This is a genomic window from Serratia liquefaciens ATCC 27592, from assembly GCF_000422085.1.
Lineage (GTDB): Bacteria > Pseudomonadota > Gammaproteobacteria > Enterobacterales > Enterobacteriaceae > Serratia > Serratia liquefaciens.
This window is the reverse complement of sequence record NC_021741.1, coordinates 3739466-3764089: the sequence shown is the minus strand read 5'-3', so window position 1 is coordinate 3764089 and position 24624 is coordinate 3739466. Positions and strand designations below refer to the sequence as shown.

Sequence of the window (24624 nt, the reverse complement as noted above, 5' to 3'; positions counted from 1 at the left end):
ATTGGTTGGTCATTGAAACACCTTGGGATCGAGCCTCGGGTTCGAAATAAAGCAGCATCGGTTACCCGACGCTGCTTTTTTATGTCCGTTATTCCCCTGCGTCTTCCGTTGTAGTGGCTAAATACCCGTCATACTTAAAGCTGCATCTTTGTTGGCTTTCCTCACTCACCCCAGTCACTTACTAGTGTAAGCTCCTGGGGATTCGCTGCGTTGCCGCCTCGATGCAACTCCAATTATTTAGGGTATAGGTTGCTTGCCTGGGAAACGGCGGCGTACCAGCACGAAGAATAATGGCACGAAGAAAATCGCCAGCAGGGTAGCGGAAATCATGCCGCCCATCACCCCGGTGCCCACCGCATGTTGGCTGCCGGAGCCGGCGCCGCTGCTGATGGTCATCGGAAGTACGCCGAAGATAAAGGCCAGCGAGGTCATCAAAATCGGCCGCAGGCGCATGCGCGAGGCTTCCAGCGTGGCTGACATCAGATCCTGCCCTTTTTGATTCAGCTCGTTGGCGAATTCGACGATCAGAATGGCGTTTTTCGCCGACAGCCCGATAATGGTCAGCATCCCCACCTGGAAGTAAACGTCATTTTCCAACCCACGCAGCCAGGTGGCGGCAACGGCACCAATCAGGCCGAGCGGCACCACCAGCATCACCGAGAACGGAATCGACCAGCTTTCATAAAGCGCTGCCAGGCACAGGAACACCACCAGCAGTGAAATGGCGTACAGCGCCGGCGCTTGCGAACCGGAAAGGCGTTCCTGGTAGGACATGGCGGTCCATTCCAGACCGAAGCCGGTCGGTAACTGGCTGACGATTTTCTCCATTTCCGCCATCGCGGTACCGCTACTGACGCCCTCAGCCGCTTCGCCGACAATCTCCAACGCCGAGTTGCCGTTATAGCGTTCCAGACGCGGCGAGCCGTATTCCCAATGCGAGGTGGCGAAGGCGGTGAACGGCACCATGCCGCCTGCGCTGTTACGCACGTACCATTTGTCGATATCGCCGGGCAGCATGCGGAACGGTGCGGCAGCCTGCACATACACCTTCTTCACCCGGCCGCGATCGACAAAGTCGTTGACGTAGGTGGAACCCCAGGCGGTCGACAGCGTGTTGTTGATGTCATCGATGGAGACGCCCAGCGCCTGCGCCTTGCGTTGGTCGATATCGATTTGCAACTGCGGGCTGTCATCCAGGCCATTGTGACGCACCCGTGAAAGCAGGGGATTGGCCGCAGCCAGTTGCAGCAGCTGATCGCGTGCCGCCATCAGTTTGTCGTGCCCCAGGCCTGCGTGATCTTCCAGTTCCATATCGAAACCGGATGAGTTGCCCAGGCCGGTGATGGCCGGCGGGCTGCTGGCTATCACCCGAGCCTCGTTAATCTTATTAAACTCATGAGTCGCGCGATCGATGATATCGAAAGAGCTGTTGGCACCTGAGGTGCGCAACTCCCAGTCTTTCAAACGAATAAACATACGCGCCACGTTCTGTCCGTTACCGCCCGGCCCGGCACCGATGGTGGAGAACACCGACAGCACATCTTCTTTTTCTTTGGTCAGGAAGTAATTTTCCACCTTTTCCACGACCTTGGTGGTTTGCTGCAGGGTCGATCCTGGCGGCAGCTGCACCTGAACGGTGAATACGCCACGGTCCTCCTGAGGCAGGAAGGAGGTCGGCAGCTTGATGAACAGCAACGCCATCCCGCCGAGCAGCAACACGTAAATCAGCATATAACGCAGGCTGGAATGGAGCACCCGCGCCACACCACGCTCGTAGCGGTCGGCGTTGCGGTTGAACATGCGGTTGAACCAGCCGAAGAAGCCGCGCTTGCCGTGATGGTGGCCTTTGGCAATGGGTTTGAGCAGGGTGGCGCACAGGGCAGGGGTCAGGATCATCGCCACCAGCACCGACAGCACCATGGCGGAAACGATGGTGATGGAGAACTGGCGGTAAATGGCGCCGGTAGTGCCGCCGAAGAACGCCATCGGGATAAATACCGCCGACAGCACCATGGCGATACCGACCAACGCACTCTGGATTTGCCCCATGGATTTGCGCGTAGCTTCCCGTGGCGGCAAGCCTTCTTCGCTCATCACGCGTTCGACGTTTTCCACCACCACGATGGCGTCATCCACCAGCAGCCCGATGGCCAGCACCATGGCGAACATGGTCAGGGTGTTGATACTGAATCCGCAGGCGGAAAGGATGGCAAAGGTGCCCATCAGCACCACCGGCACGGCGATGGTGGGGATCAGCGTGGCGCGGAAATTCTGCAGGAACAGGTACATCACCAGGAACACCAATACAATGGCTTCCAGCAGGGTTTTCACCACGTCTTTGATTGAGGCCTTAACGAACGGGGTGGTTTCATAGGCGACTTTCGCCTCCAGCCCGTGCGGGAAATACTGCGACAGTTCGGCAATCTTGTCTTTAACCAACTGATCGGTTTGCAGCTCGTTGGCCCCGGAGGCCAGCTTGATGTTCATGCCAGCGGCCTGCATACCGTTATAGCGGCTGAGGTAATCGTAGTTTTCGCCACCCAGTTCAATGGTGGAAACATCGCCCAGCGTCACCAGTGAGCCGTCCTGATTGACCCGCAGGGTGATTTGCTTGAATTGTTCTGGCGTTTGCAACTGCGATTGCGCGTTAATGGTGGCGTTGAGCGCCTGCTTGTCGACCGACGGCGTACCGCCAAGCTGGCCGACCGCCACCTGCGCATTCTGCGATTGGATCGCGCTGACCACGTCCTGGGTGGTGAGCTGGTAGCTGTTGAGCTTGTTGGGATCGAGCCAGATGCGCATGGCGTATTGCGAGCCGTAGACGTCCATGCTGCCCACGCCGTTGATACGGCTGAGCGGATCCTGCAGGTTGGAAACGATGTAATCGGCAATGTCCTGCTTGTCCATGCTGCCGTCGGTGGAGACGAAGGCCACCATCATCAGCGTGGTATCGCCGGATTTCGACACCGTCACGCCCTGGGTCTGCACCGCCTGCGGCAGTCGTTTGATGGCCGCCTGCAGCTGGTTTTGCACCTGCTGCATCGCCTCGTTAGGATCGGTGCCGGCCTCAAAGGTCAGCGTGACCGTAGCCCGGCCGGTATTGGTGCTCTGTGACGACATATACATCATGTTGTCCAGGCCGGTCATGTTCTGTTCGATAATTTGGGTGACGGTGTTTTCCAGCGTTTGCGCCGAGGCGCCAGGGTAGTTGGCGCTGATGCGAACGTTTGGCGGTGCGAGGTTAGGGTACTGTTCCACAGGTAACGAAAAAATCGCCAAGGCGCCGGTCAGGCAAAGAATAATTGCCAGAACCCAGGCGAAAATCGGGCGATCAATAAAAAAATTGGCCATGCAGCGCGAACCTCGTTGTGACTTGTTCTATCTTTAAGACGCATCAGAATTGCGTTTATCAGCGGCTGGGAAGGATTCCGGCGCTTATGCACTTTACTCGGGAAGTGGGAGTAAAGCGTGGAGAAAAAAAGGAGATAATGTAAATAACGGTAGGATAAACGCGCAATATTGCCATCATTGCCGTTAAAAACGTCATTAAGACAATTTTATTGCAATCAAGGACCTGACCGCTGGGGTTCCCGCGACGTCATCAGGACTCACCTTAAAGCAGGAGCAAGGCATGGAAATTAACCCGGTATTTGCCCGTCGTCTTTATCTGTGCTGGTTAATCAGCCACAGCGAACGGCCAAACGTCCCGCGGCTGATGGAATTGACCGGTTGGCCGCGTCGCACCCTGCAAGACGTGTTGAAAGCCTTGCCGGGCTTGGGAGTGGCATTGCAGTTTGTTCAACAGGGCGTGCGCAATAACGACGGTTTTTACCAGTTGGAAAGCTGGGGGCCGATCAACAAGAGCTGGGTTCACCAGCATCATCAGGCGCTGCTTGCCGCCATCGAATAAACCCTCCCCGGCGCGCCGGGGAAGCCTTATTGACTCCGGTGTTCCAGATACATCACCGTCGCGGCCACGCGTGAACGCACGTCCAGTTTGCGCAGCATGTTACGGATATGCACCTTCACCGTCTCTTCAGAAATATGCAGTTGCGCCGCCACCTGTTTATTGGACAGGCCACGCGCCACTTCCTGCAATACGTCCAGCTCGCGTTCGGTCAACTCGGCAAAGGGATTATGTTGTTCACTGCGGGATAACAGGTAGTCCGCCACCGCGTCGCTGATCACGTTTTGTCCTTCCGCCGCTGAGCGAATATGCTCCAGCAGCTGTTCAGGTTCGCTGTCTTTCAGCAGGTAGCCGTCGGCTCCCGCGTCAATCAGCGCATAAACGTCGTTGCGCGAGTCTGATACCGTCAGCACGATGATCCGCGCATCGACGCCTTCATTGCGCAGCGCCTTCAGCGTGTCCAGGCCGGACAAACCTTTCATATTCAGATCGAGCAGGATCACGTCCGGCGCCTGCTGCAGCGCGAAAGTAATGGCTTCGTTGCCGTTGCTGGCTTCGGCGACCACGTTGAACAGCGGATCCAGCCCCAACAGCTGCTTGATGCCTCGGCGCATCAGCGGGTGGTCGTCGACGATCATCACTCGGTAATTCTTCATCACCATGAAATATGCTCCCTGTAGCGAGTAAAGCCACTCAAACGCGCTGTCCAGCACGCTTCACAGTGGGACTGACTCTTATAAAATAGTGGCAATTGGCGCCACAAACATCCTGAAATGACCGTCGGACATCGTTAAACCGTAACGAAGGGTGAACGGCCGTGGTTTTATGGCGGAAATGTCAGGCGGACTTCCGTGCCGTCTGGCTCACCCCGCTGGATGCGCAGCGTTCCCCCCAGCCGCGCGGCGCGTTCGCTCATGATGGTCAGCCCGTAGTGACCTTCAGGTTCATTCAGGCTGGCAATACCGCAGCCATCGTCAGCGATGCTGATCCTGTTGTCACCCTCGGCCGTGACCTCACAGCGAATCACGATCGCCCGTGCATCGGCATGTTTGATGGCGTTGAGCACCGCTTCACGCACAATTTGCAGCGCATGTACCTGCTGCTGAGCGTTAAGCGCCTGGGAAGAAAGCCGACAGTGTAACTGAATCCGTGCTGCGGTAAGAACCTTTAATGGCGCCAACAATTGGTTCAATGCGGTGTTCAAGTCGGCTTCCTGAATGTTCAGGCGGAAGGTGGTCAATAGCTCGCGCAGCTGGCGATAAGCATCGGCCAGAGCCCGATCAAAATCGGCGATAATCTCTTGTGCGTCGGGGGTGCTGTCCGCCAACGTGCGCTTGAGCAAGGTGAGCTGAATGCGTAAAAAGGAGAGGGCCTGCGCCAGAGAGTCGTGCAGTTCCCGGGCGATGGTGGCGCGCTCTTCCATCAACAGGAATTGCATGTGCTGTTTCTGCGCACGGTTAAAATAAACCCCGCGGCTGAGCATGTTGGCCACGCTCTGCATCAGGTGCGGATGCGGCGGATGTTCCTGATATTGCCAGCTCAGTTCCCCCAGCGGTTTGTCGCCCTGGATGATGGTCAGCGATTGCCAGTCCAGCGTCGATGAAGGGAGACCGCTGTGCAACTGCCATTCGCTGAGGCTGTCCGCCACTTTTAAGCGGATGCAGTGCAAATCTTCACTTTGACGCACGATATGCAGGATTTTCTCAAAAGCCTGCTGATCTATCTGCCGCACGCTCAGCGCCTGCGAGCAGTTGTACAGCACCTCCAGCGTCTTGTTCGCCTGCTGCAGGCGCTGGGTTTTCACCTGCACTTTCTGTTCCAGCGACTGGTAGAGTTTGGCCAGATCGCCGGACATGGCGGTAAAGGCCTGCGACAGCACGCCCAGCTCGTTCGGCAGTGCGGTATCCAACGGGAGATGGTTAAAATCGCGCTGTTGCACACGCTGGCTGGCGTCCACCAGATGCTTGAGCGGCGCCACTACCTGACGGCGCATAAAGCGGATGCAAAACAGCACCAGACCGATGATGGCGATATAGCCCACGACGCTAATGGTGGCCACGATGGTCAGTTTCAACTCGGAATAACGCTGCAGCGCTAACACGAAATGGTCAATCTGGTTCACATAGCCGGCGATATTGGCCTGATAATCGGCCGACTGACCGGCCTGGATTTGCTGTGCCAGTGGTTGCCAGGCGTGCTGCAGCGACAGGTATTTTTCCCGCACGTCCGCAGGCACATAAAAACGATCGAGCTTTTGCAATGCCGGGGCTTGCAGAGACTGCTGATACTGCAGCAGGTGTTGTTCCAGCTCCGGGGCGGAGCGGGTGAGATCATACGCCAGCCGGTAGCTCTGCATGCGCAGTGAACCGGCGATGTTGACCGCTTCGGCATCGCGCAGGCTGTCCGCGACGGTGGTCAGCGCCAACCCGGTAGAGAGCACGGACAGAATCACAATGCAAAACAGCGCCTTGGCCAGGCTGCTGGTCACTGAACGTTTAACAAGCAATCCTTCATCCTTCTCTTGCAGGCAATGGGCATTGCCGGGTTTCATTCGAAAGCAAAATTATAACTTTTGCAACTAAAATGCGTGGCATTGTGCGCCAGGTCGTTCGTCGCAGCGGTAAGCATCTACGTTATATAATCAACTAGATAGCGTTTGACGGCAGATCGGGGACGAAAACCCCGCGAACCCCATTAATAGATTGATCTGGCGCAAGCTACCCCCGTATTTACCCCTTTAGGGGGATTATATACCCCCCGCGCTCCTCTTATCTTACCCCCGTCTTTCTCAGGGGTTTATGCCTGTCAGCATGATGAAACCCACTGGGCACAGCAGCAACAATAACAATACAAAAACAGGTTCTATTTACACGCGATGCCGTGTTTGCAATGTCAAGGATAACCAGCATGACCATATTGTCGCGACGCAAACTGCTCGGAGGACAATGGCGTCAGCCAACCGCTGCGATCCGTCCCCCGTGGTCGCGGCAAGGATCCCTTTTTATTACCGATTGCACCCGCTGTCAGGCCTGCGTTCGCGCCTGTGAAACCGGGGTGCTCATCAGCGGCAGCGGCGGTTTTCCCGAAATTGATTTCCAACGCGCGGAATGCACGTTTTGCGGGCGTTGTGCGCAGGCCTGCGCGGAACCTGTGTTTCGTCCACTGACGGAAACCCCCTGGCGACAACACGCGGTATTCGGTACTGCCTGCCTGGCACAGCGGGGCGTGGAGTGCCGCAGCTGCCAGGACAGCTGCGAGCCCCAGGCGATCCGCTTTCGGCCCCGCTTGGGCGAAATGGCGCAGCCGGTATTGGATGCAGCAGCCTGCAACGGCTGCGGCGCCTGTGTCGCCGGTTGCCCGACCGGCGCCGTCACCTTAACCCAGAGCGAAAATAATAATGATGAATAGCGAATGGCATGTCAGCGGTCTGGTCGTGCAGGCGAGACCGGAAAGCTTTCCCCAACTCGTCACGGCCTTGCTGGCGATCGCTGACACGGAAATTCCGGCGCAGGATCAGCAGAACGGCAAGCTGGTGGTAGTGATGCAAGCGGCATGCTCTCAAGGGCTGCTGGAAAAAATTGAGTCGGTGCGCAATCTGGATGGCGTGCTGGCGGTATCGCTGGTTTATCACCAGCAGGACACTCAAGGTGAGGTAACGCCATGAAACTCAGTCGTCGAGACTTCATGAAAGCTAATGCCGCGGTAGCCGCTGCGGCCGCCGCCGGGCTGACTATTCCCACGGTGGCACAGGCGGTGGCGGGCAGTGCTGACGCTATCAAATGGGACAAAGCGCCATGCCGTTTCTGCGGCACCGGCTGCGGGGTGCTGGTCGGCACTCAGAATGGCCGTATTGTTGCCTCGCAGGGCGATCCGGACGCGGCGGTCAACCGTGGGTTGAGCTGCATCAAAGGCTATTTCCTGCCAAAAATCATGTACGGCAAAGACCGTCTGACTCAGCCGCTGCTGCGCATGAAAGACGGCCAGTACCATAAAGAAGGCGAATTTACCCCGGTCAGCTGGCAGCAGGCTTTCGACGTCATGGCTGACAAGTTCAAGCAGGCTTTGAAAGAGAAAGGTCCAGAGGCGGTCGGTATGTTCGGCTCCGGCCAGTGGACGGTGTGGGAAGGCTACGCTGCCGCCAAGTTGCTCAAGGCCGGGCTGCGTTCCAATAACCTGGATCCTAACGCACGTCACTGCATGGCGTCGGCGGTGGTGGGCTTTATGCGCACCTTCGGCATGGACGAGCCTATGGGCTGCTATGACGATATCGAGCAGGCCGACGCCTTTGTGCTGTGGGGCTCCAACATGGCGGAGATGCACCCGATCCTGTGGTCGCGCATTACCGACCGTCGCCTGAGCAACCAGCACGTCAACGTCTCTGTGTTGTCCACCTTTGAGCACCGCAGCTTCGAACTGGCGGACAACGGCATGGTGTTCACGCCGCAGACCGATTTGGCGATCATGAACTACATCGCCAACTACATCATTCAAAACAACGCGGTGGATCAGGACTTCCTGAATCGGCACGTCAATTTCCGCCGCGGTGCGACGGATATCGGCTACGGCTTGCGTCCGACGCATCCACTGGAGAAAAAAGCGAAAAACCCAGGTTCAGATGCTTCCGAGCCGATGAGTTTCGAAGAGTACAAAGCCTTCGTGGCGGAATACACGCTGGAAAAAACGGCCCAAATGAGCGGCGTGCCGGAAGACCAGTTGGAAGCGCTGGCGAAGCTGTATGCTGACCCGAACATCAAGGTGGTGTCGTACTGGACAATGGGCTTCAACCAGCATACGCGCGGCGTGTGGGCCAATAACCTGTGCTACAACCTGCACTTGCTGACCGGCAAGATCTCCAAGCCCGGCTGCGGGCCGTTCTCCCTGACCGGCCAGCCTTCTGCGTGCGGAACCGCACGTGAGGTCGGGACTTTCTCTCACCGTCTGCCGGCTGACATGGTGGTCACCAATGAGAAACACCGCCAAATCGCCGAACAGAAATGGCTACTGCCGGCCGGCACCATCCCGGCGAAAGTCGGTTTGCATGCGGTGGCGCAAGACCGTGCGCTGAAAGACGGCAAGCTGAACGCCTACTGGGTGATGTGTAACAACAACATGCAGGCCGGGCCGAACATCAATGAAGAAAGGATGCCGGGCTGGCGCGATCCGCGCAACTTTGTGGTGGTGTCCGATCCCTATCCGACCGTCAGCGCATTAGCCGCCGATCTGATCCTGCCGACTGCCATGTGGGTGGAGAAAGAGGGCGCCTATGGCAATGCGGAGCGTCGTACTCAGTTCTGGCGTCAGCAGGTGAAAGCGCCGGGCGAGGCAAAATCCGATCTGTGGCAACTGGTGGAGTTCTCCAAACGCTTCAAGGTTGAGGAAGTGTGGCCGGCCGATCTGCTGGCGCAAAAGCCGGAATATCGCGGCAAAACGTTGTACGACGTGCTGTTCGCCAACGGCCAGGTCAATAAGTACCCGCTGTCGGAAATCCCGGCGGACCAGCTCAACGATGAGGCGCGGGAAGTCGGCTTCTATCTGCAGAAAGGGTTGTTTGAGGAGTATGCCGGTTTCGGGCGTGGCCACGGTCACGATTTGGCGCCGTTCGACAGTTACCACCAGGCACGCGGTCTGCGTTGGCCGGTGGTGGACGGCAAAGAAACGCTGTGGCGCTACCGCGAAGGAACGGATCCGTATGTGAAGGCGGGCGAAGCGGTGCGTTTCTACGGTAAACCCGACGGCAAGGCGGTGATCTTTGCGCTGCCGTTTGAACCGGCGGCGGAAAGCCCGGACGGCGAATACGATCTTTGGCTTTCCACCGGTCGGGTGCTGGAGCATTGGCACACCGGCACCATGACCCGACGGGTACCGGAGCTGCATCGCGCCTTTCCGCAGGCGGTGTTGTTTATCCATCCGCTGGATGCCAAAAGCCGTGGCCTGCGTCGTGGTGACAAGGTCAAGGTGCTGTCGCGCCGCGGTGAGGTGATCAGTTCTGTCGAAACTCGTGGCCGTAACCGCCCGCCAAGAGGACTGGTGTACATGCCGTTCTTCGATGCGGCGCAGTTGGTGAATAACCTGACGCTGGACGCCACCGATCCGCTTTCTAAAGAAGTCGACTTCAAGAAATGCGCCGTGAAGTTGCAGAAGGTGTGAGGCTGACGAATTGCGAATGAAGACCCCATTTTATTACCCGGGAGCCAAATAAAAATGAAAAGCCCTGTTATGAAAAAGACGCTTGCCCTGTGGGTGACCTTATTGTCGCTGGCGTTCGCCGGCTTGGCGTTTGCCGCGGGTGATGTTGATCTCAGCAAGTCTCCGGAAGTGTCCGCCTCGGTCGGCGGGCCGATTTCGATGCCGAAACAGCAGGAGCGGATGGCGCTGAACTATGTCAATCAGCCGCCGATGATCCCGCACAGCGTTGACGGTTACCAGATCAGCAAGAACACCAACCGTTGCCTGCAGTGCCACGGGGTGGAGCATTACCGCACCACCGGCGCACCGCGCATCAGCCCGACGCACTTTATGGACCGGGACGGCAAGGTGCTGAGCGATGTCGCGCCACGTCGCTACTTCTGCCTGCAGTGCCACGTACCGCAAACCGACGCGGCGCCGATTGTCGGCAATGATTTCCAGCCCATGCCGGGCTTTGGGCGCTAAGCGGGGGAGCTATGAGCGAACGCAAACACACCACGACTGAGAAAAAGCCCGGCCTGCTGTTACGTTTATGGCGCTGGTGGCGCAGGCCAAGCCGCCTGGCGTTGGGCACGCTGTTGTTGCTGGGCTTTGGCGCCGGGATCATCTTCTGGGGCGGCTTCAATACCGGCATGGAGGCGGCGAATACCGAGCAGTTCTGTATCGGCTGCCATGAAATGCGTGAAAACGTCTACGAGGAGTACATGGGCACGGTTCATTACAACAACCGCAGCGGCGTGCGTGCGACCTGCCCGGATTGCCATGTGCCTCATGAATGGGCGCCGAAAATGCTGCGCAAGATAAAGGCCAGCAAGGAGCTGTACGCCAAGGCGTTCGGCCTGATCGACACGCCGCAGAAGTTTGACCAGCATCGGCTGGCGATGGCGAGCAACGAATGGGCGCGAATGAAGGCCAACGATTCTCAGGAGTGCCGTAACTGCCACAACTTCGAGTATATGGACTTCACCGCACAGAAAACCGTGGCGGCGAAGATGCACGACAAGGCGGTAACGGAAGGCAAGACCTGCATCGATTGCCACAAGGGGATTGCGCACAAGCTGCCGGACATGCGCGACGTTCCTAACGGGTTCTAAATCTTTTGCGGTCAAATGCCCCGTAGCGCTCCATGAGCCGCGGGGCTTTTTGTTGCAAATCCATTGCCCCTTCGGCGCTTAATCGCGGTATCATTTTTGCGTTTCAGCTAACGGAAAAGAAGAAGGGTTCATGTCGGCGAAAATTGAGAATGTGAAGAAAGAGCTGCTTTCGGATAACTGGTATGTGCTGCACAAATATACTTTTGATCTCAAGCGTAAGGATGGCGGTTCCGTTCAGCAGATGCGCGAAGTCTACGATCGTGGTAATGGCGCAACCATTTTGTTGTACAACCGTGCCAAAGGGACCGTGGTGCTGACCAATCAGTTCCGCATGCCGACGTATGTGAACGGCAACGACAGTGGCATGCTGTTAGAGGCCTGTGCTGGCTTGTTGGATGCCGATTCTCCAGAGCAATGCGCACGTCGCGAAGCGGTAGAAGAAACCGGTTTTCAGGTCGGTGACGTGCAGAAGATTTTCGAAGCCTATATGTCGCCAGGCGGCGTAACCGAGATCGTCCATTTCTTTATTGCCGAGTACCATGACGACGAGCGCAATGCGGCCGGCGGCGGTATCGAAGACGAAGATATTGAGGTAGTAGAACTGCCCTTTACCGAAGCGGTGGCGATGATTGCCGACGGCCGTATTAAAGACGGCAAAACCATCATGCTGCTGCAGTACCTGCAAATTCATCGGATCATGGGCTGAGACCTGCTGGTCATCTCGCCGGTGAACGGCGAGATGACCCCACGTTCGCTAACTATGCTTGTGGGCGTTAGGTGGGCCTGTCGGTATTTTTTGTGGCATCGTCGGCATGTATAAGGAATGGCAGAGCCGCTTATTGTTTAATTGCTTGCTTCTCCTCAGCTCGCCTGGCGTGGTCTTTAGCTGTTTTTTGAATATTCGGGTAAAAACCTGCTGAGAGTCAAAGCCATAGTCTAGTGCGATATCCATGATTTTTCTGTCGGTGAACCTCAGGGCGATAGCCGCCTCGGTGACTCGTCGCATTCTGATATATTGGGCAATGGTCAGTCCGGCATGCAATTTGAAAAGCCGCTGAATATGGAATCTGCTGTAGCCGGATTTCTTGGCAATGGTTTCAATATCCAGCTCTGCACCCAAATTGTTTTCTATCCATTTAATCATGTCATTAATAAAAATCTGCATATTAATTGCCATGGAAAACTCCTTTTATCACATCGGCTTTTTGGGGTGTTCATACTCTGTTGCTTGGGTGAATGGCCTCTGATTTATAAAAAGAATGCTGACAGCGGGCGGGATAGGTTCCTGATGTCACGCATGGCTAGAGGGAAAGATACCGTCGAACAGCAGATCGATTTCATTGGGGGTTAACAAGGACGAAATATCGGCACCGTTGACATACCAATAGGACAGGGAGTGAAAACCGTTCTCTTTGAACAGGGCGTCCAACGTGCTGGTCGCGATGGTGATCGGGACGTAAACCAGGTTGTTCTTTATCATGGCGTGCAGCTTATGTTGCCCCAAAATCAAACCCAGTTTGAACGTATAGTGAATAATGGCGTCTGCATTGACGCAGAGCAGGCGCTGCAGGTTAATCACCATAATGTCATGCGAGATAACCTTCACGATAACGGCGTTTTTCGTCTCCTCATCCCAGATTAAAATGTCGCCATCCGCCAGCGTGCTGTTGGGTGGCATAAACACGGCCAGCCTCAGCCCATCATGGGTGGATTGTTGATGACATTCTTTTTCCAACTGCGCGGAATCCAGAATGAGATAGTCTGGTGAGGTTCCGCGGATCTTGTCTTGCCACTCTTTGTGCCGATTTATGTTTCCAAGTGTTTCGCTGATAATAATCATGGTGTCTCCCTCATGTCAGTTTTAAATATCCCTATATCATTGTCTCAGTTGATTCTAAATGCGGAAGGAAACACTTTTCTCTTGTTTTTTTATTTTATCCTTTTGGGTTTTTAAAATAGGAATGAAAATTACACGCTATGTTCGTATCGTTCAATCTATTAATTTTTATCTTTTGATCGGTTAAATCTATCGGTAGTATCGATCAAAAAATAAGTATCAATAGTTGTTAGCTATTGTGTTTTGTCGAGATTGTTTATAATCAACTGATTTTATTGGTTGTTTTGTTTTTGTTGTTTAAATGTGCACAGCATGTTCCAAGGGGCGCTGTTTCATTAGTTATATGAGGTGCTTATTAATATGCCATTTTGCAATAAAAATAATGGCACTAAAAATCAATAAACATCTCGCAAACTGATTTCTTAATAAAACTATCGCGGGGGTTATTTTATTTTCATTATGTCTGTTGCGGGTTTTGACGTCATTTTAAATAAAGTAAAGTTATAAACTACCTGCTTGTGGTTAACTCAATCGAGTGGAAGTTAATAGGAGTTTTAAAAAGAGTCTCCACCAGAACGAAAAAGCCCGGCAAGATGCCGGGCCTGGGGTAACGCGACGCGAGATGCCTTATTTCAGCAGTGCCTGCGCCTTGGCCACCACGTTATCCACGGTGAAGCCGAACTCTTTGAACAGCTGCTCTGCCGGTGCCGACTCACCAAAGGTGGTCATGCCCACGATAGCGCCGTTCAGGCCCACGTACTTGTACCAGTAGTCCGCGATACCCGCTTCCACCGCCACGCGGGCAGTGACCGCCGCCGGCAGCACGGATTCACGGTAAGCCGCGTCCTGCTTGTCGAAAGCGTCGGTAGACGGCATCGAGACCACGCGCACCTTGGTGCCCGCCGCGCTCAGCTTGTCTGCCGCTTCCACGGTGATGCCCACTTCCGAACCGGTGGCAATCAGGATGACGTCCGGCGTACCGGCACAGTCCTTCAGCACGTAGCCGCCGCGGTAAACGTTGGCCAGCTGCTCCGCGGTACGTGGCTGCTGGGTCAGGTTCTGACGCGAGAAAATCAGCGTGGTCGGGCCGTCATTGCGCTCGATGCCGTACTGCCAGGCAATCGCCGATTCCACCTGGTCACACGGACGCCAGGTGCTCATGTTCGGGGTCACGCGCAGGCTGGCAATCTGCTCAACCGGCTGGTGTGTCGGGCCGTCTTCGCCCAGACCGATGGAGTCGTGGGTATAAACGAACACGTTGCGGATTTTCATCAGCGCCGCCATGCGCACCGCGTTACGGGCGTATTCCACGAACATCAGGAAGGTCGCGGAGTACGGCAGGAAGCCGCCGTGCAGCGCGATGCCGTTGGTGATGGCGGTCATGCCGAACTCGCGCACGCCGTAGTGGATGTAGTTACCCGCCGGGTCAACGTTCAGCGCTTTCGAGCCGGACCACATGGTCAGGTTGCTAGGCGCCAGGTCAGCGGAGCCGCCGAGGAACTCAGGCAGCACCTTTCCGAAGGCTTCCAGCGCGTTCTGCGAGGCCTTGCGGCTGGCGATGTTGGCCGGGTTGGCCTGCAGCTGCTCGACGAAGGCTTTGGCGTCGGCTTTCCAGTTGGCCGGCAGTTCGCCGTTCATGCGGCGTTTGAACTCGGCCGCCAGTTCCGGGAAGGCCTTGGCGTAGGCGGCGAACTTGTCGTTCCAGGCCGCTTCTTTCGCCTTGCCGGCTTCTTTGGCATCCCACTGGGCATAGATGTCCTGCGGGATTTCGAAGGCGGCGTATTTCCAGCCCAGGGCTTCGCGGGTGGCGGCCACCTCGGCGGCGCCCAGCGCAGCACCGTGCACGTCGTGGGTACCGGCCTTGTTCGGGGAGCCGAAGCCAATCACGGTTTTGCACATCAGCAGGGACGGCTTGTCGGTGACCTTGCGGGCTTCTTCAATCGCGGCCTTGATGGCATCCGGGTTGTGGCCGTCCACGTGACGCACCACGTGCCAGCCGTAGGCTTCAAAGCGCTCGGCGGTGTTGTCGGTGAACCAGCCTTCCACGTGACCGTCGATGGAGATGCCGTTGTCATCGTAGAACGCGGTCAGTTTGCCGAGCTTGAGGGTACCGGCCAGGGAACAGACTTCGTGAGAGATGCCTTCCATCATGCAGCCGTCGCCCATAAAGGCGTAGGTGTGGTGGTCGACCACGTCATGGCCCGGGCGGTTGAACTGCGCGGCCAGGGTGCGTTCGGCAATGGCGAAGCCGACGGCGTTGGCGATGCCCTGGCCCAGTGGGCCGGTGGTGGTTTCCACGCCTGGGGTGTAGCCGTATTCCGGGTGGCCCGGGGTTTTGGAGTGCAGCTGGCGGAAGTTTTCCAGCTCGCTCATCGGCAGGTCGTAGCCGGTAAGGTGCAGCAGGCTGTAAATCAGCATGGAGCCATGGCCGTTGGAGAGGACGAAGCGGTCACGGTCAGCCCAGTGCGGGTTGGTCGGGTTGTGGTTCAGGTAGTCACGCCACAGGACTTCGGCGATGTCCGCCATGCCCATAGGTGCACCCGGGTGACCGGAATTTGCTTTTTGTACGGCGTCCATGCTGAGTGCGCGGATGGCGTTGGCAAGCTCTTTACGAGAGGACATGTTTTACTCCAGAGTGATTACAGTTCAGCGGACAGCATGTCTTCCAGCTTTTGCTGGTCAACGGCGAACAGACGAATACCTTCGGCCAGTTTTTCAACGGCCATGGCGTCCTGATTATGCAGCCAGCGGAATTCGGCTTCGGCCAGCGGGGCAGGTTGGTGGAAGGCCTCGGTGGATGGCGTCAGTTTGCGTTCTACCGGTTGCTCGCTTTGTTTGAGCTGCTCCAGCAGGTTCGGCGCAATAGTCAGACGATCGCAACCGGCCAGCGCCAGGATCTGCTCAACCTTGCGGAAGCTGGCACCCATGATCACGGTCTGATAGCGGTGCTGTTTGTAGTATTCATAAATGTTGCGCACCGATTTGACGCCCGGATCCTGCTCGGCGTCATAGTCTGCAGCAGGCTGTTTGGCCTGATACCAGTCATAGATACGCCCCACGAACGGGGAAATCAGGAACACGCCGGCTTCGGCACAGGCGCGGGCCTGGGCAAAAGAGAACAGCAGCGTCAGGTTGGTGTTGATGCCTTCTTTTTCCAGTTCTTCGGCGGCTTTGATGCCTTCCCAGGTGGAGGCCAGCTTGATCAGAATACGCGACTTATCAATACCCTGTTCCTGATACATGCCGATCAGCTTACGCGCCTTGGCCACGCACATGCCGCGGTCGAAGGACAGGCGTGCGTCCACTTCGGTGGAAATGCGGCCCGGCACGCTTTTGAGAATTTCGACGCCGATGTTCACCGCCAGCTTGTCGCTGGCGTTGATCAGTTGGGTTTCTTTATTGCCACCTTGCTGGCGGGCATAGTTCAGAGCTTCGAGGATCAGTGGCTTATATTGAGGCAGCGCAGCGGCTTTCAGAATCAATGAAGGGTTAGTGGTGGCATCCTGCGGTTCGAACTGGCGGATGGATTCGATATCGCCGCTGTCGGCTACCACCGTGGTGAGCTGCTTGAGTGCGTCTAATTGGTTCATTAATAAGCTCCTTGACCAAACGTCAATGTAGGGAAATGAGAACGTTTTTCATCGTAGGCTGAACACACTGCATCAGAAGCCCGATGATTAAAATGCGCTTTTTCTGATTGTTGCGATGGATAAGAACAATGGATCCCGAAACGAGCCAGGTAGGGCGCGGTTTTGCAGCCGCTTACCGCACCTGCGAAGGCGGTGTCAGTATGGGCTGACCGAGGGGAAAAAGATGTGGCATAGCGCACTCGCAATAAAAAAGGGTTCAGCACCCGGCTGAACCCTGTGGTATTTCCCTTCCTTATTATTTGGTCAAGTTAACGTCAATCGCCTGATAGAAGGCATTGGTCGTATCTGCTACATCCCACACGGCGAGGATGACGTGCGAACCGCTGCGGTCTGCAGGTATGTTGCACTGGTGGGTGACCTGCGCGGCTGGAATCGCACCGCCGTCGTTCTGTTGACAGAACGGCGTCAGGTCAAAGGACGCACGGGTCAGTGGCTGTGACGCGTCCCAGTTCGGCTTGGTAATGAAATAACGCCAGCTGGTGGTGCTGTGGCGAGCGGTCAGTCTCCAGGTGAAGGAGTTGGCGCCGGTGTGCAGATTGATCTTGTTCCAACGGGTTGGCGTTTGCTGATCCAGTTCGAAGAAGGTGGATTTGTCGGCGCTGGCGATATGCCCGTCAGCCGGACCCGCCTGTGGGAAGCCTTTCAAGCCTTCAACGCTCTGTGGTTCATATTGCACACTGCCGCATTGGGTATTGAGCTGCAGTTTGCACTGATAGGAGCGGCTGGCCGGCGTTTCGACGTAACCGTGGGCGGCGGCCTGTTGTGATACGCCGAACAACGCGGCGCTCAGCAGGCCAAGGGACATAAGGGTACGGGAAGTATTGTTCATAAGTCACTCCTGACTGAAGTTGTATTGTAAGTTGGGTTTATTTTCACCGACAAAAAGAGAGGTTATTAAAAAATTAAAAACATCATTCTTGGCGGCTTGTTTTATTTTTACCCTTAGACTCAGCTGTCAGGGTGGAATGTTTTATAGGCTATTAACTAAAATTATTATGATGATTGTCTTTTATTTCTTGATTGAATTTATTTAAACACTGCTGTCTAAAAAAACGGCGTCATGATGAATTTTATTTAAAGTGTTGATGAATAGTCTTTCAGATGACGTGCTGCAATATAGAGTATATTGCTTGTGGTTTTGCTTACTCTTGTGTGACTTGAACGACTTTTACGCGCCAACCACTTGGGAATTTAGTGTCATTTTTTTCTTATTTTATGTCAAAGAGGAATTTGTATGACTAGATTATCCCTGGATGCGATTAAAATAATCAGCACCATCAAAAGTACCGGCTCTTTCTCAATGGCGGCGGAGGCGTTGCATAAAACCCCTTCGGCAATATCTTACCGGGTTTCCAATATAGAAAGTAAACTCTGCGTGAAACTTTTTCATCGTAATGGCCCGATGATTACCCTGACGGATGAAGGGGAATTCCTGCTGCAGGAAGGTGGCTGGATTTTAAATGCGGTACAGGATCTGGAGAGTAGGGTAAGAAACATCCCAAAGTTCGATAATAATATCCGCATCGTGGTTGATAATTTCTTTCCGCTGGAAACGCTCACCCAGGATATCCGCGACTATATCCAGCACAGCCCAAACGCCAACATATCCGTGCAGCGTGAAGCGTTGAATGGCACCTGGGATGCGTTGAAGAACAACCGGGCGGATTTGATTATTGCCATTGGCCAGATCCCGGACAGCGTGCAGGCCAAGACGCTGATGCTCGGCAAGCTGAATTTTGTGCTGTGCGTTTCTCCTTCTCATCCCTTTGCGGCGCAGAAAAAGCCGGTGGATAAAAACCAGCGGCTGAACGATATCGTGGTGGGCATTGCCGACAGCAGCCACGAGCTGCCCAAGCGTAACCACGGCGCCATGCCGTTGCAGCGCCAACTGATGGTATGCGATGTCGAGAGCAAATTGGCGCTGTTGAAGCGGGGTATTGGGCACGGCTTCTTGCCGCCGGCGCTGATAGAAAAAGAGCTGGCCAGCGGCGAGTTGGTGACGGTACCGGTCGATATGCAAAAAGGCGATGAAATGATTTGGCTGGCCTGGCATCCGGCCAGCAAAGGGGCCGGTTTTAGCTGGTGGCATGAGCGGCTGACGCGCAAAAGCGACGTCTTCAGTCTGCTGGGGCGGGAAGTAATACGTGATGGGGGTTATCCTTGGTGTAACAACTGAGGGAGTGACCACGAAGGGATGCGAAAATTAAACGTTTAAAGCAGTAAAAACCCCGTCGCCATCAGCCCCGGGGTTTTTTTATGTCGTCGCTGACCGTTACGCCACGCGACCCACTTTCAGCCAGGCGGTATCGGAACCCGGCACGGCAGTGATATAGCCCCACTTGGCCTGCCAGACATAGCCCTGATACGACACCAATGCTCCCTGGTTATAGGTGGTACCGGCAACGTAGGCCGGGGCGCTCATGATTGGCAGATTACCTGGGCCAACGCCGGTATAGCGCAAGCCGGTGCCCATATCCAACTGGTTGTCGTCATAGTCCGGTGCGTTGAAGTAACGGTCGAGTGAGGCCAACAGATCGCCATTGCGGTTGTCCTGGCCCAGGTGCCAGAACATCACGCCGCCCAACTGCTGCTGTTTGATGTACTTCGCCTTGTACTTGAAGCTTTCGGCATCGTCATAGGTGACGAACAGGCCATTGGCCGCGTGGTACAGATACGGCGTTTTGGTTTTATCGTTCCACAGGCGCTGATAGCCGTAGTTGCCCAACAGCATTTGCTCCAGCTGGCGGTAAGAGGCGATGCGGGGATCCTTGTCGCGGACGCACTCTTCACAGCCGACCAACCAGTAATCGGTGCCAGGGAAGGGATCTTCCCCCGGCGTGCTGTGGCTGCTGTACTGGCCGCCGTTAGTGGCGCTGACGCCTTTGAACGCCCGGCCGTAGAACGGCACGCCCATGACGATCTTGCTGCTCGGCACGCCTTCCAGCATCAGATGTTGCTGTACGGCGGCGTCTACCGTCAGGCTGAACGGGCTGGGGAAGGCGCGAGTCAGCTCTTCCCAGCTCCAGCCGAGATTGGCTTCACGCAGCGCGTTATAGAAGGTTGGCCCGGCGCTGTCGCCGAACAAGCCTGCCTGGTGGTTGGTGATTTTTTCCCATGGGCCGGCCAGATCGTAGGTCATCAGGTTGATGTAATCGAGTGAGGCGACGATCTGCGGCAGCTTGCTGTAGTAGCGCGACAGGAAGAACGCGCCACCTGCACCGGCGATGGTCAGTTGGTAAGGCAGCGCCTGACGGCCGTCGGCCTGGGTTTGCTGATTGAGCAGGGTGCGGATTTCCTGCAGCGCGGCGACAAAACCGTCGACCTCGCTGCTCTGCGGGTATTCCCAGTCAATGTCTACGCCGTCAAAGCCATAGTCTTTCATGATGCGGACGCAGGATTGCGCAAATTTGGTGCGTGCCGCCGGGGTTTTGACCGCGTTGACATAGTTGGCATGGGACACCCCCAGATCGTTGGAGTAATACCAGCCGCCGATAGAGAACATGATGCGCAGATTCGGGTTATGCGCCTTCAGCGCAGTCAAACGGCTAACCACATCACGCGCCTTGGCGTCGTTGGTTTCCGGATCCCAGGCGCACTCCAGATTGCTGTTAATGTCGAGGAACGAGAAATTAATGTGGGTCAGTTGCCTGGCCTTGGCCGGTGTAATATTGGACACCGGGAAAGGTACGATTGAAGTATCGGACTCGGTATAGTGATTAATTTGGTTAGTAGGAATGAAATAATAACCAATAACGGCTTTACGTTCTGACATGGTATTTCTCCAGAGTTAAGGTTTTTGTCATTGAGAGTGAATCTCCCGCCGCTATTAATGTTTATTTATCGGATAAAGAGAAGTCGAAATAAATCACAATAAAGATGAATTTTTTATCGGCTTGCCAAGTTATTTGGCAGGGGGGTGTTGTGCCATGGGTGAGCATGAATGAATTTGACTTTAGAGGCTGTATTTATTCATTTGCTTTGTTATAGCATCCTTAACTAGATTCTGATGGTACCGATATTCCACCGGCCGTGATTGGCGTTTAATTAAAATAAAATAGGAGTGTAGCTATGTCCAGCTTAGAGCCAGACGCTGTTGGCTTAATTATTCAGCGAGCATGTGAATATCTTCAGCCGGTGATGAATGCCATTTTGGCAGGGCTCATGGCGCTATTGCACGGGGCTTATCGCAATGTCGGTATGCGGCGCCGTTTATTAAATGCAGGCATGTGCGCGTTATTGGCCTGGACGGTGCGCGACGCCTTGGCGCTGACCGGGCTGGAATTAAAGTGGGCGAACCTTGCCAGCGTGCTGATTGGTTTTCTTGGGGCTGATTATATCAGCGCATTAATTAAAAGATTTATTGGCAAAAAAACGGGGTTTAAAGATGATAAATGAAATTGAAGACATTCGTTTTACCGCACGCAGCGAGACCAATTTAATGGACGTGCATCCGGATCTGGTGCGGGTGATGCGGCTGGCGCTGTATTATTCGCTGGTGCCTTTTTCCATCACCGAAGGGCGTCGCAGCATGGCGCGTCAGCGTGACCTGGTGCGCGGTGGGCAAAGCCAGACGCTGAAAAGCCGCCATTTGACCGGCCACGCGGTGGACGTGGTGGCCATGCCGGCAGGCGTAGTGTCCTGGGAGTGGGACTATTATGCGCAAATCGCGGTGGCGGTCCGTCGTGCCGCGCGAGAGTGTGCGGTTGCCGTTGAGTGGGGCGGGGAATGGAAGACGCTGAAGGACGGGCCGCACTTCCAGCTTTCCTTTAAGGATTACCCGGCATGAGCGGTTGGCTGAACAGGCTGGCGCAGGGCGGATTGCTGCTGTTGTTGTTGGTAGCCATCTGCCTTGGCGGCTACAGCTCGCTGTTGTCGCACCGGCTGGAGCTGGCGCGGCAGCAGGCGTTAGAGCAGCAAAAGACCCTGGCGCAGCAGGCGGGGTTGATTGCCACGCTGCAAACTCAGGATGCACAGAATCGTGCGCTGATGGCGGCTCAGCAGCAACAGGAGCAGCAGCTGCGGCAGCAAAGCGATGTTTATCAGAGGAAATACCGTGAAGCGATTAAAAATGACGCCTGCGCTGGGCAGCCTATGCCTGGCGCTGTTATTGAGCTCCTGCGCCCAACCGCCGCAGCCGGCAGTGCCGGTGGTACTGTTGCCCCCTGAAACGGTGTTTATTCCGTGCGAGCAGCCGCAACTGCTGGGCAATACCTGGGGCGATGCGCTGAGTTATACCCTGGCGCTACAAACCTCGTTACAAATCTGCGCAGGCCGGGTGGCCACGCTGAATGCCTGGCGCGCCCAACTGCCAGCGCACTGATGGCAGTGTTTTTCTTCTTCGTCCTGTGGTACTTCTTTTTTTACTTTTATAAAACTATTTCGATCAAGGTTTTGGCCCGCTTCAAAGTTTGTGACGTTTCTCTCACTATACTACAAGGCTGCGTCCTGCCATTGTACGTGAGCGCCAGCCCTTCGGGCCGCGCCCAAAAAACCGTACTTAGCGTTGTCGGGTTTGAACATAGGCACGCTATGTCCAGCATCCTCCGCCTTGGTTACGGGCTTTTGGGTCTGCGACGCTGGCACGAACAATGGCAGGACACAGCTTAATAGCCTTACCTCAACATAAAAGCAAAAAGCATAGGAACCTACAATGGACGAACAGCTCAAACAGAGTGCGCTTGATTTCCACCAATATCCGGTCCCAGGGAAGATCCAGGTATCCCCCACCAAGCCGCTGGCAACGCAACGCGATCTGGCGCTGGCCTATTCGCCGGGCGTCGCGGCACCTTGTCTGGAAATTGCTGCCGATCCGCTGGCGGCCTACAAATATACCGCGCGTGGCAACCTGGTGGCGGTCATTTCCAACGGCACGGCCGTGCTGGGCCTGGGCAATATCGGTGCGCTGGCCGGTAAACCAGTGATGGAAGGGAAGGGCGTCCTGTTCAAGAAATTTTCCGGTATCGACGTGTTTGATATCGAAGTCGATGAGCTAAACCCTGACAAGCTGATCGACATCATCGCCGCGCTGGAGCCGACCTTCGGCGGCATTAACCTGGAAGACATCAAAGCGCCGGAGTGTTTCTACATCGAGCAGAAACTGCGTGAGCGCATGAAGATCCCGGTGTTCCACGACGATCAGCACGGTACCGCGATCATCACGACCGCCGCAGTGTTGAACGGCCTGCGTGTAGTGAAAAAGAATATTTCCGACGTGCGGCTGGTGGTTTCCGGAGCCGGTGCCGCGTCGATCGCCTGTCTGAACCTGCTGGTGGCCCTGGGGCTGCGCCAGCAGAACATTACCGTCTGCGACTCCAAAGGGGTGATCTACAAAGGCCGTGACGCCAATATGGAGCAGACCAAGGCGGCTTATGCTATTGAAGATAACGGCCAGCGTACGCTGGGTGACGCTATCCCTAACGCCGACATCTTCCTCGGTTGTTCCGGCCCGGGTGTCTTGACTCAGGATATGGTGAAAACCATGGCCAGGGATCCGTTGATCATGGCGCTGGCCAACCCAGAACCGGAAATCCTGCCGCCGCTGGCGAAAGCCGTGCGCCCGGACGCCATTATCTGTACCGGCCGCTCCGATTACCCGAACCAGGTAAACAACGTGCTGTGCTTCCCGTTCATCTTCCGCGGTGCGCTGGACGTGGGGGCGACCACCATTAACGAAGAGATGAAGCTGGCCTGCGTACATGCGATTGCCGATCTGGCGTTGGCAGAGCAAAGCGACGTGGTGGCGTCGGCCTATGGTGATCAGGATCTGTCATTTGGCCCTGAATACATCATTCCCAAACCTTTCGATCCGCGCCTGATTGTTAAAATCGCTCCGGCAGTGGCCAAGGCGGCGATGGAGTCTGGCGTGGCGACGCGGCCGATCGAAGACTTTGATGCCTATGTCGAAAAGCTGTCTGAATTCGTTTACAAAACCAACCTGTTCATGAAACCGATCTTTGCCCAGGCGAAGAAGGAAATGAAGCGGGTGGTGATGGCGGAAGGCGAAGAAGAAAGGGTACTGCACGCCACTCAGGAATTGGTGTCGCAAGGCTTGGCCTATCCGATTCTGGTGGGGCGCCCGAGCGTGATCGAAATGCGGCTGAAAAAACTCGGTCTGCAGCTGACGCCGGGTAAAGACTTTGAAGTGGTGAACAACGAGTCCGATCCGCGTTTCAATGAATACTGGGGCGAGTACTACCAGATCATGAAACGCCGCGGCGTTTCGCAGGAACAGGCGCGCCGTGCGGTGATCGGCAACCCGACGCTGATTGCCGCCATCATGCTGCATCGTGGCGAGGCGGATGCGATGATCTGCGGCACCATTGGCAGCTATCACGAGCATTACGACGTGGTTGAAAAAGTATTTGGCTTCCGTGAGGGCGCCCATGTCGCCGGGGCGATGAATGCGCTGCTGCTGCCAAGCGGCAACACCTTTATCGCTGACACCTATGTCAATGACGATCCGACGCCGGAGCAACTGGCGGAAATCACCCTGATGGCGGCGGAAACCGTGCGTCGTTTCGGCATTGAGCCGAAGGTCGCGTTGCTGTCCCATTCCAGCTTTGGTTCTTCCGATAACCCGGCAGCCTGCAAGATGCGTAAAACGCTCGAGTTGGTGAATCAGATGGCGCCGGAGCTGGAAATCGACGGCGAGATGCACGGCGATGCCGCGTTGGTTGAGAGCATTCGTAATGATCTGATGCCGGACAGCCCGCTGAAAGGCTCGGCCAACGTGCTGATTATGCCGAACATGGAAGCGGCGCGTATCAGCTACAACCTGCTGCGTGTGTCGTCTTCGGAAGGGGTTACCGTGGGGCCGGTGCTGATGGGAGTAGCGAAACCGGTACACATCCTGACGCCAATCGCCTCGGTGCGCCGCATCGTCAACATGGTGGCGCTGGCGGTTGTGGAAGCGCAGACCGAACCGTTATAAGCCTTCGGCATTAAACCGCC

22 protein-coding genes are annotated in these 24624 nt (G+C 55.7%); 13 read left to right on the top strand and 9 right to left on the bottom strand.

Annotated features, from left to right (window positions below):
• Positions 1-237: 237 nt before the first annotated feature.
• The gene (acrD, locus tag M495_RS17650; protein ID WP_020828037.1) at positions 238-3351 is read right to left on the bottom strand and encodes a multidrug efflux RND transporter permease AcrD; all 3114 of its coding nucleotides are present in this window, start codon (positions 3349-3351) and stop codon (positions 238-240) included.
• 280 nt (positions 3352-3631) lie between these two features.
• Here acrD and M495_RS17645 point away from each other — a divergent pair, with 280 nt between their 5' ends.
• Positions 3632-3910, top strand: a complete 279-nt coding sequence (locus M495_RS17645; RefSeq protein ID WP_020828036.1) for a winged helix-turn-helix domain-containing protein — start codon at positions 3632-3634, stop codon at positions 3908-3910.
• Between the two features lie 26 nt (positions 3911-3936).
• Here the strand turns inward: M495_RS17645 and narL are convergent, their stop codons facing one another.
• The gene (gene narL, locus M495_RS17640) at positions 3937-4569 is read right to left on the bottom strand and encodes a two-component system response regulator NarL (protein ID WP_020828035.1); all 633 of its coding nucleotides are present in this window, start codon (positions 4567-4569) and stop codon (positions 3937-3939) included.
• Between the two features lie 161 nt (positions 4570-4730).
• Positions 4731-6413 (bottom strand): nitrate/nitrite two-component system sensor histidine kinase NarQ, encoded by a 1683-nt coding sequence (gene narQ, locus M495_RS17635; protein WP_020828034.1) that lies wholly within the window; start codon positions 6411-6413, stop codon positions 4731-4733.
• A 401-nt stretch (positions 6414-6814) separates the two neighbouring features.
• On the opposite strand from narQ, the gene napF reads away from it, so the two are divergent.
• The 6 genes from napF (at position 6815) to nudK (ending at position 11893) form a co-directional block, all read left to right on the top strand.
• Positions 6815-7315, top strand: coding sequence for a ferredoxin-type protein NapF (gene napF, locus M495_RS17630; protein WP_020828033.1), 501 nt, complete (start codon positions 6815-6817; stop codon positions 7313-7315).
• Positions 7305-7571 (top strand): chaperone NapD, encoded by a 267-nt coding sequence (gene napD / locus M495_RS17625; RefSeq protein WP_020828032.1) that lies wholly within the window; start codon positions 7305-7307, stop codon positions 7569-7571. Before napF ends, napD begins: the two co-directional genes overlap by 11 nt.
• Complete coding sequence (gene napA, locus M495_RS17620) at positions 7568-10054, top strand: nitrate reductase catalytic subunit NapA (RefSeq protein ID WP_020828031.1); 2487 nt, start codon at positions 7568-7570, stop codon at positions 10052-10054. The genes napD and napA overlap by 4 nt, the downstream gene beginning before the upstream one ends.
• A gap of 54 nt (positions 10055-10108) precedes the next feature.
• On the top strand, positions 10109-10558 hold the full coding sequence (napB, locus tag M495_RS17615) for a nitrate reductase cytochrome c-type subunit (protein WP_041414810.1): 450 nt from the start codon (positions 10109-10111) through the stop codon (positions 10556-10558).
• A gap of 11 nt (positions 10559-10569) precedes the next feature.
• Positions 10570-11187, top strand: coding sequence for a cytochrome c-type protein NapC (gene napC / locus M495_RS17610; RefSeq protein WP_020828029.1), 618 nt, complete (start codon positions 10570-10572; stop codon positions 11185-11187).
• 130 nt (positions 11188-11317) lie between these two features.
• Entirely contained in the window at positions 11318-11893 is a 576-nt protein-coding gene (nudK, locus tag M495_RS17605) for a GDP-mannose pyrophosphatase NudK (RefSeq protein WP_020828028.1), read from the top strand.
• 48 nt (positions 11894-11941) lie between these two features.
• Here the strand turns inward: nudK and M495_RS17600 are convergent, their stop codons facing one another.
• The 5 genes from M495_RS17600 to M495_RS17580 form a co-directional block, all read right to left on the bottom strand.
• Positions 11942-12364 (bottom strand): helix-turn-helix domain-containing protein, encoded by a 423-nt coding sequence (locus tag M495_RS17600; RefSeq protein ID WP_020828027.1) that lies wholly within the window; start codon positions 12362-12364, stop codon positions 11942-11944.
• A 114-nt stretch (positions 12365-12478) separates the two neighbouring features.
• On the bottom strand, positions 12479-13027 hold the full coding sequence (ureE, locus tag M495_RS17595; protein WP_020828026.1) for an urease accessory protein UreE: 549 nt from the start codon (positions 13025-13027) through the stop codon (positions 12479-12481).
• 624 nt (positions 13028-13651) lie between these two features.
• A complete protein-coding gene (gene tkt, locus M495_RS17590) occupies positions 13652-15646 on the bottom strand; it encodes a transketolase (RefSeq protein ID WP_020828025.1) in 1995 nt (664 codons plus the stop codon).
• Positions 15647-15663: 17 nt separating this feature from the next.
• Positions 15664-16614, bottom strand: coding sequence for a transaldolase (gene tal / locus M495_RS17585; protein ID WP_020828024.1), 951 nt, complete (start codon positions 16612-16614; stop codon positions 15664-15666).
• 295 nt (positions 16615-16909) lie between these two features.
• A complete protein-coding gene (locus M495_RS17580) occupies positions 16910-17503 on the bottom strand; it encodes a lytic polysaccharide monooxygenase (protein ID WP_020828023.1) in 594 nt (197 codons plus the stop codon).
• Positions 17504-17908: 405 nt separating this feature from the next.
• Between M495_RS17580 and M495_RS17575 the strand changes: the two genes are divergently transcribed.
• Entirely contained in the window at positions 17909-18850 is a 942-nt protein-coding gene (locus M495_RS17575; RefSeq protein WP_020828022.1) for a LysR family transcriptional regulator, read from the top strand.
• A 96-nt stretch (positions 18851-18946) separates the two neighbouring features.
• Here M495_RS17575 and M495_RS17570 read toward each other — a convergent pair whose 3' ends face one another.
• On the bottom strand, positions 18947-20446 hold the full coding sequence (locus M495_RS17570) for a glycosyl hydrolase family 18 protein (RefSeq protein WP_020828021.1): 1500 nt from the start codon (positions 20444-20446) through the stop codon (positions 18947-18949).
• Between the two features lie 296 nt (positions 20447-20742).
• On the opposite strand from M495_RS17570, the gene M495_RS17565 reads away from it, so the two are divergent.
• From M495_RS17565 to maeB, 5 genes are all read left to right on the top strand, one after another.
• Positions 20743-21069 (top strand): phage holin, lambda family, encoded by a 327-nt coding sequence (locus tag M495_RS17565; RefSeq protein ID WP_020828020.1) that lies wholly within the window; start codon positions 20743-20745, stop codon positions 21067-21069.
• Entirely contained in the window at positions 21059-21460 is a 402-nt protein-coding gene (locus M495_RS17560) for a M15 family metallopeptidase (protein ID WP_020828019.1), read from the top strand. The genes M495_RS17565 and M495_RS17560 overlap by 11 nt, the downstream gene beginning before the upstream one ends.
• On the top strand, positions 21457-21840 hold the full coding sequence (locus M495_RS17555) for a DUF2570 family protein (RefSeq protein WP_020828018.1): 384 nt from the start codon (positions 21457-21459) through the stop codon (positions 21838-21840). Before M495_RS17560 ends, M495_RS17555 begins: the two co-directional genes overlap by 4 nt.
• The gene (gene lysC / locus M495_RS25870; protein ID WP_162302858.1) at positions 21830-21994 is read left to right on the top strand and encodes an Rz1-like lysis system protein LysC; all 165 of its coding nucleotides are present in this window, start codon (positions 21830-21832) and stop codon (positions 21992-21994) included. Before M495_RS17555 ends, lysC begins: the two co-directional genes overlap by 11 nt.
• A gap of 330 nt (positions 21995-22324) precedes the next feature.
• The gene (gene maeB, locus M495_RS17540; RefSeq protein ID WP_020828015.1) at positions 22325-24604 is read left to right on the top strand and encodes an NADP-dependent oxaloacetate-decarboxylating malate dehydrogenase; all 2280 of its coding nucleotides are present in this window, start codon (positions 22325-22327) and stop codon (positions 24602-24604) included.
• Positions 24605-24624 lie beyond the last annotated feature (20 nt).

Coding starts and splice junctions, on each gene's coding strand:
- maeB (WP_020828015.1), top strand. CDS start 22,325: ATGGACGAACAGCTCAAACAGAGTGCGCTTGATTTCCACCAATATCCG.
- napB (WP_041414810.1), top strand. CDS start 10,109: ATGAAAAGCCCTGTTATGAAAAAGACGCTTGCCCTGTGGGTGACCTTA.
- M495_RS17600 (WP_020828027.1), bottom strand. CDS start 12,364: ATGGCAATTAATATGCAGATTTTTATTAATGACATGATTAAATGGATA.
- napA (WP_020828031.1), top strand. CDS start 7,568: ATGAAACTCAGTCGTCGAGACTTCATGAAAGCTAATGCCGCGGTAGCC.
- M495_RS17565 (WP_020828020.1), top strand. CDS start 20,743: ATGTCCAGCTTAGAGCCAGACGCTGTTGGCTTAATTATTCAGCGAGCA.
- M495_RS17555 (WP_020828018.1), top strand. CDS start 21,457: ATGAGCGGTTGGCTGAACAGGCTGGCGCAGGGCGGATTGCTGCTGTTG.
- M495_RS17560 (WP_020828019.1), top strand. CDS start 21,059: ATGATAAATGAAATTGAAGACATTCGTTTTACCGCACGCAGCGAGACC.
- M495_RS17575 (WP_020828022.1), top strand. CDS start 17,909: ATGACTAGATTATCCCTGGATGCGATTAAAATAATCAGCACCATCAAA.
- nudK (WP_020828028.1), top strand. CDS start 11,318: ATGTCGGCGAAAATTGAGAATGTGAAGAAAGAGCTGCTTTCGGATAAC.
- acrD (WP_020828037.1), bottom strand. CDS start 3,351: ATGGCCAATTTTTTTATTGATCGCCCGATTTTCGCCTGGGTTCTGGCA.
- tkt (WP_020828025.1), bottom strand. CDS start 15,646: ATGTCCTCTCGTAAAGAGCTTGCCAACGCCATCCGCGCACTCAGCATG.
- tal (WP_020828024.1), bottom strand. CDS start 16,614: ATGAACCAATTAGACGCACTCAAGCAGCTCACCACGGTGGTAGCCGAC.
- narL (WP_020828035.1), bottom strand. CDS start 4,569: ATGGTGATGAAGAATTACCGAGTGATGATCGTCGACGACCACCCGCTG.
- napF (WP_020828033.1), top strand. CDS start 6,815: ATGACCATATTGTCGCGACGCAAACTGCTCGGAGGACAATGGCGTCAG.
- napC (WP_020828029.1), top strand. CDS start 10,570: ATGAGCGAACGCAAACACACCACGACTGAGAAAAAGCCCGGCCTGCTG.
- M495_RS17570 (WP_020828021.1), bottom strand. CDS start 20,446: ATGTCAGAACGTAAAGCCGTTATTGGTTATTATTTCATTCCTACTAAC.
- ureE (WP_020828026.1), bottom strand. CDS start 13,027: ATGATTATTATCAGCGAAACACTTGGAAACATAAATCGGCACAAAGAG.
- M495_RS17645 (WP_020828036.1), top strand. CDS start 3,632: ATGGAAATTAACCCGGTATTTGCCCGTCGTCTTTATCTGTGCTGGTTA.
- napD (WP_020828032.1), top strand. CDS start 7,305: ATGATGAATAGCGAATGGCATGTCAGCGGTCTGGTCGTGCAGGCGAGA.
- M495_RS17580 (WP_020828023.1), bottom strand. CDS start 17,503: ATGAACAATACTTCCCGTACCCTTATGTCCCTTGGCCTGCTGAGCGCC.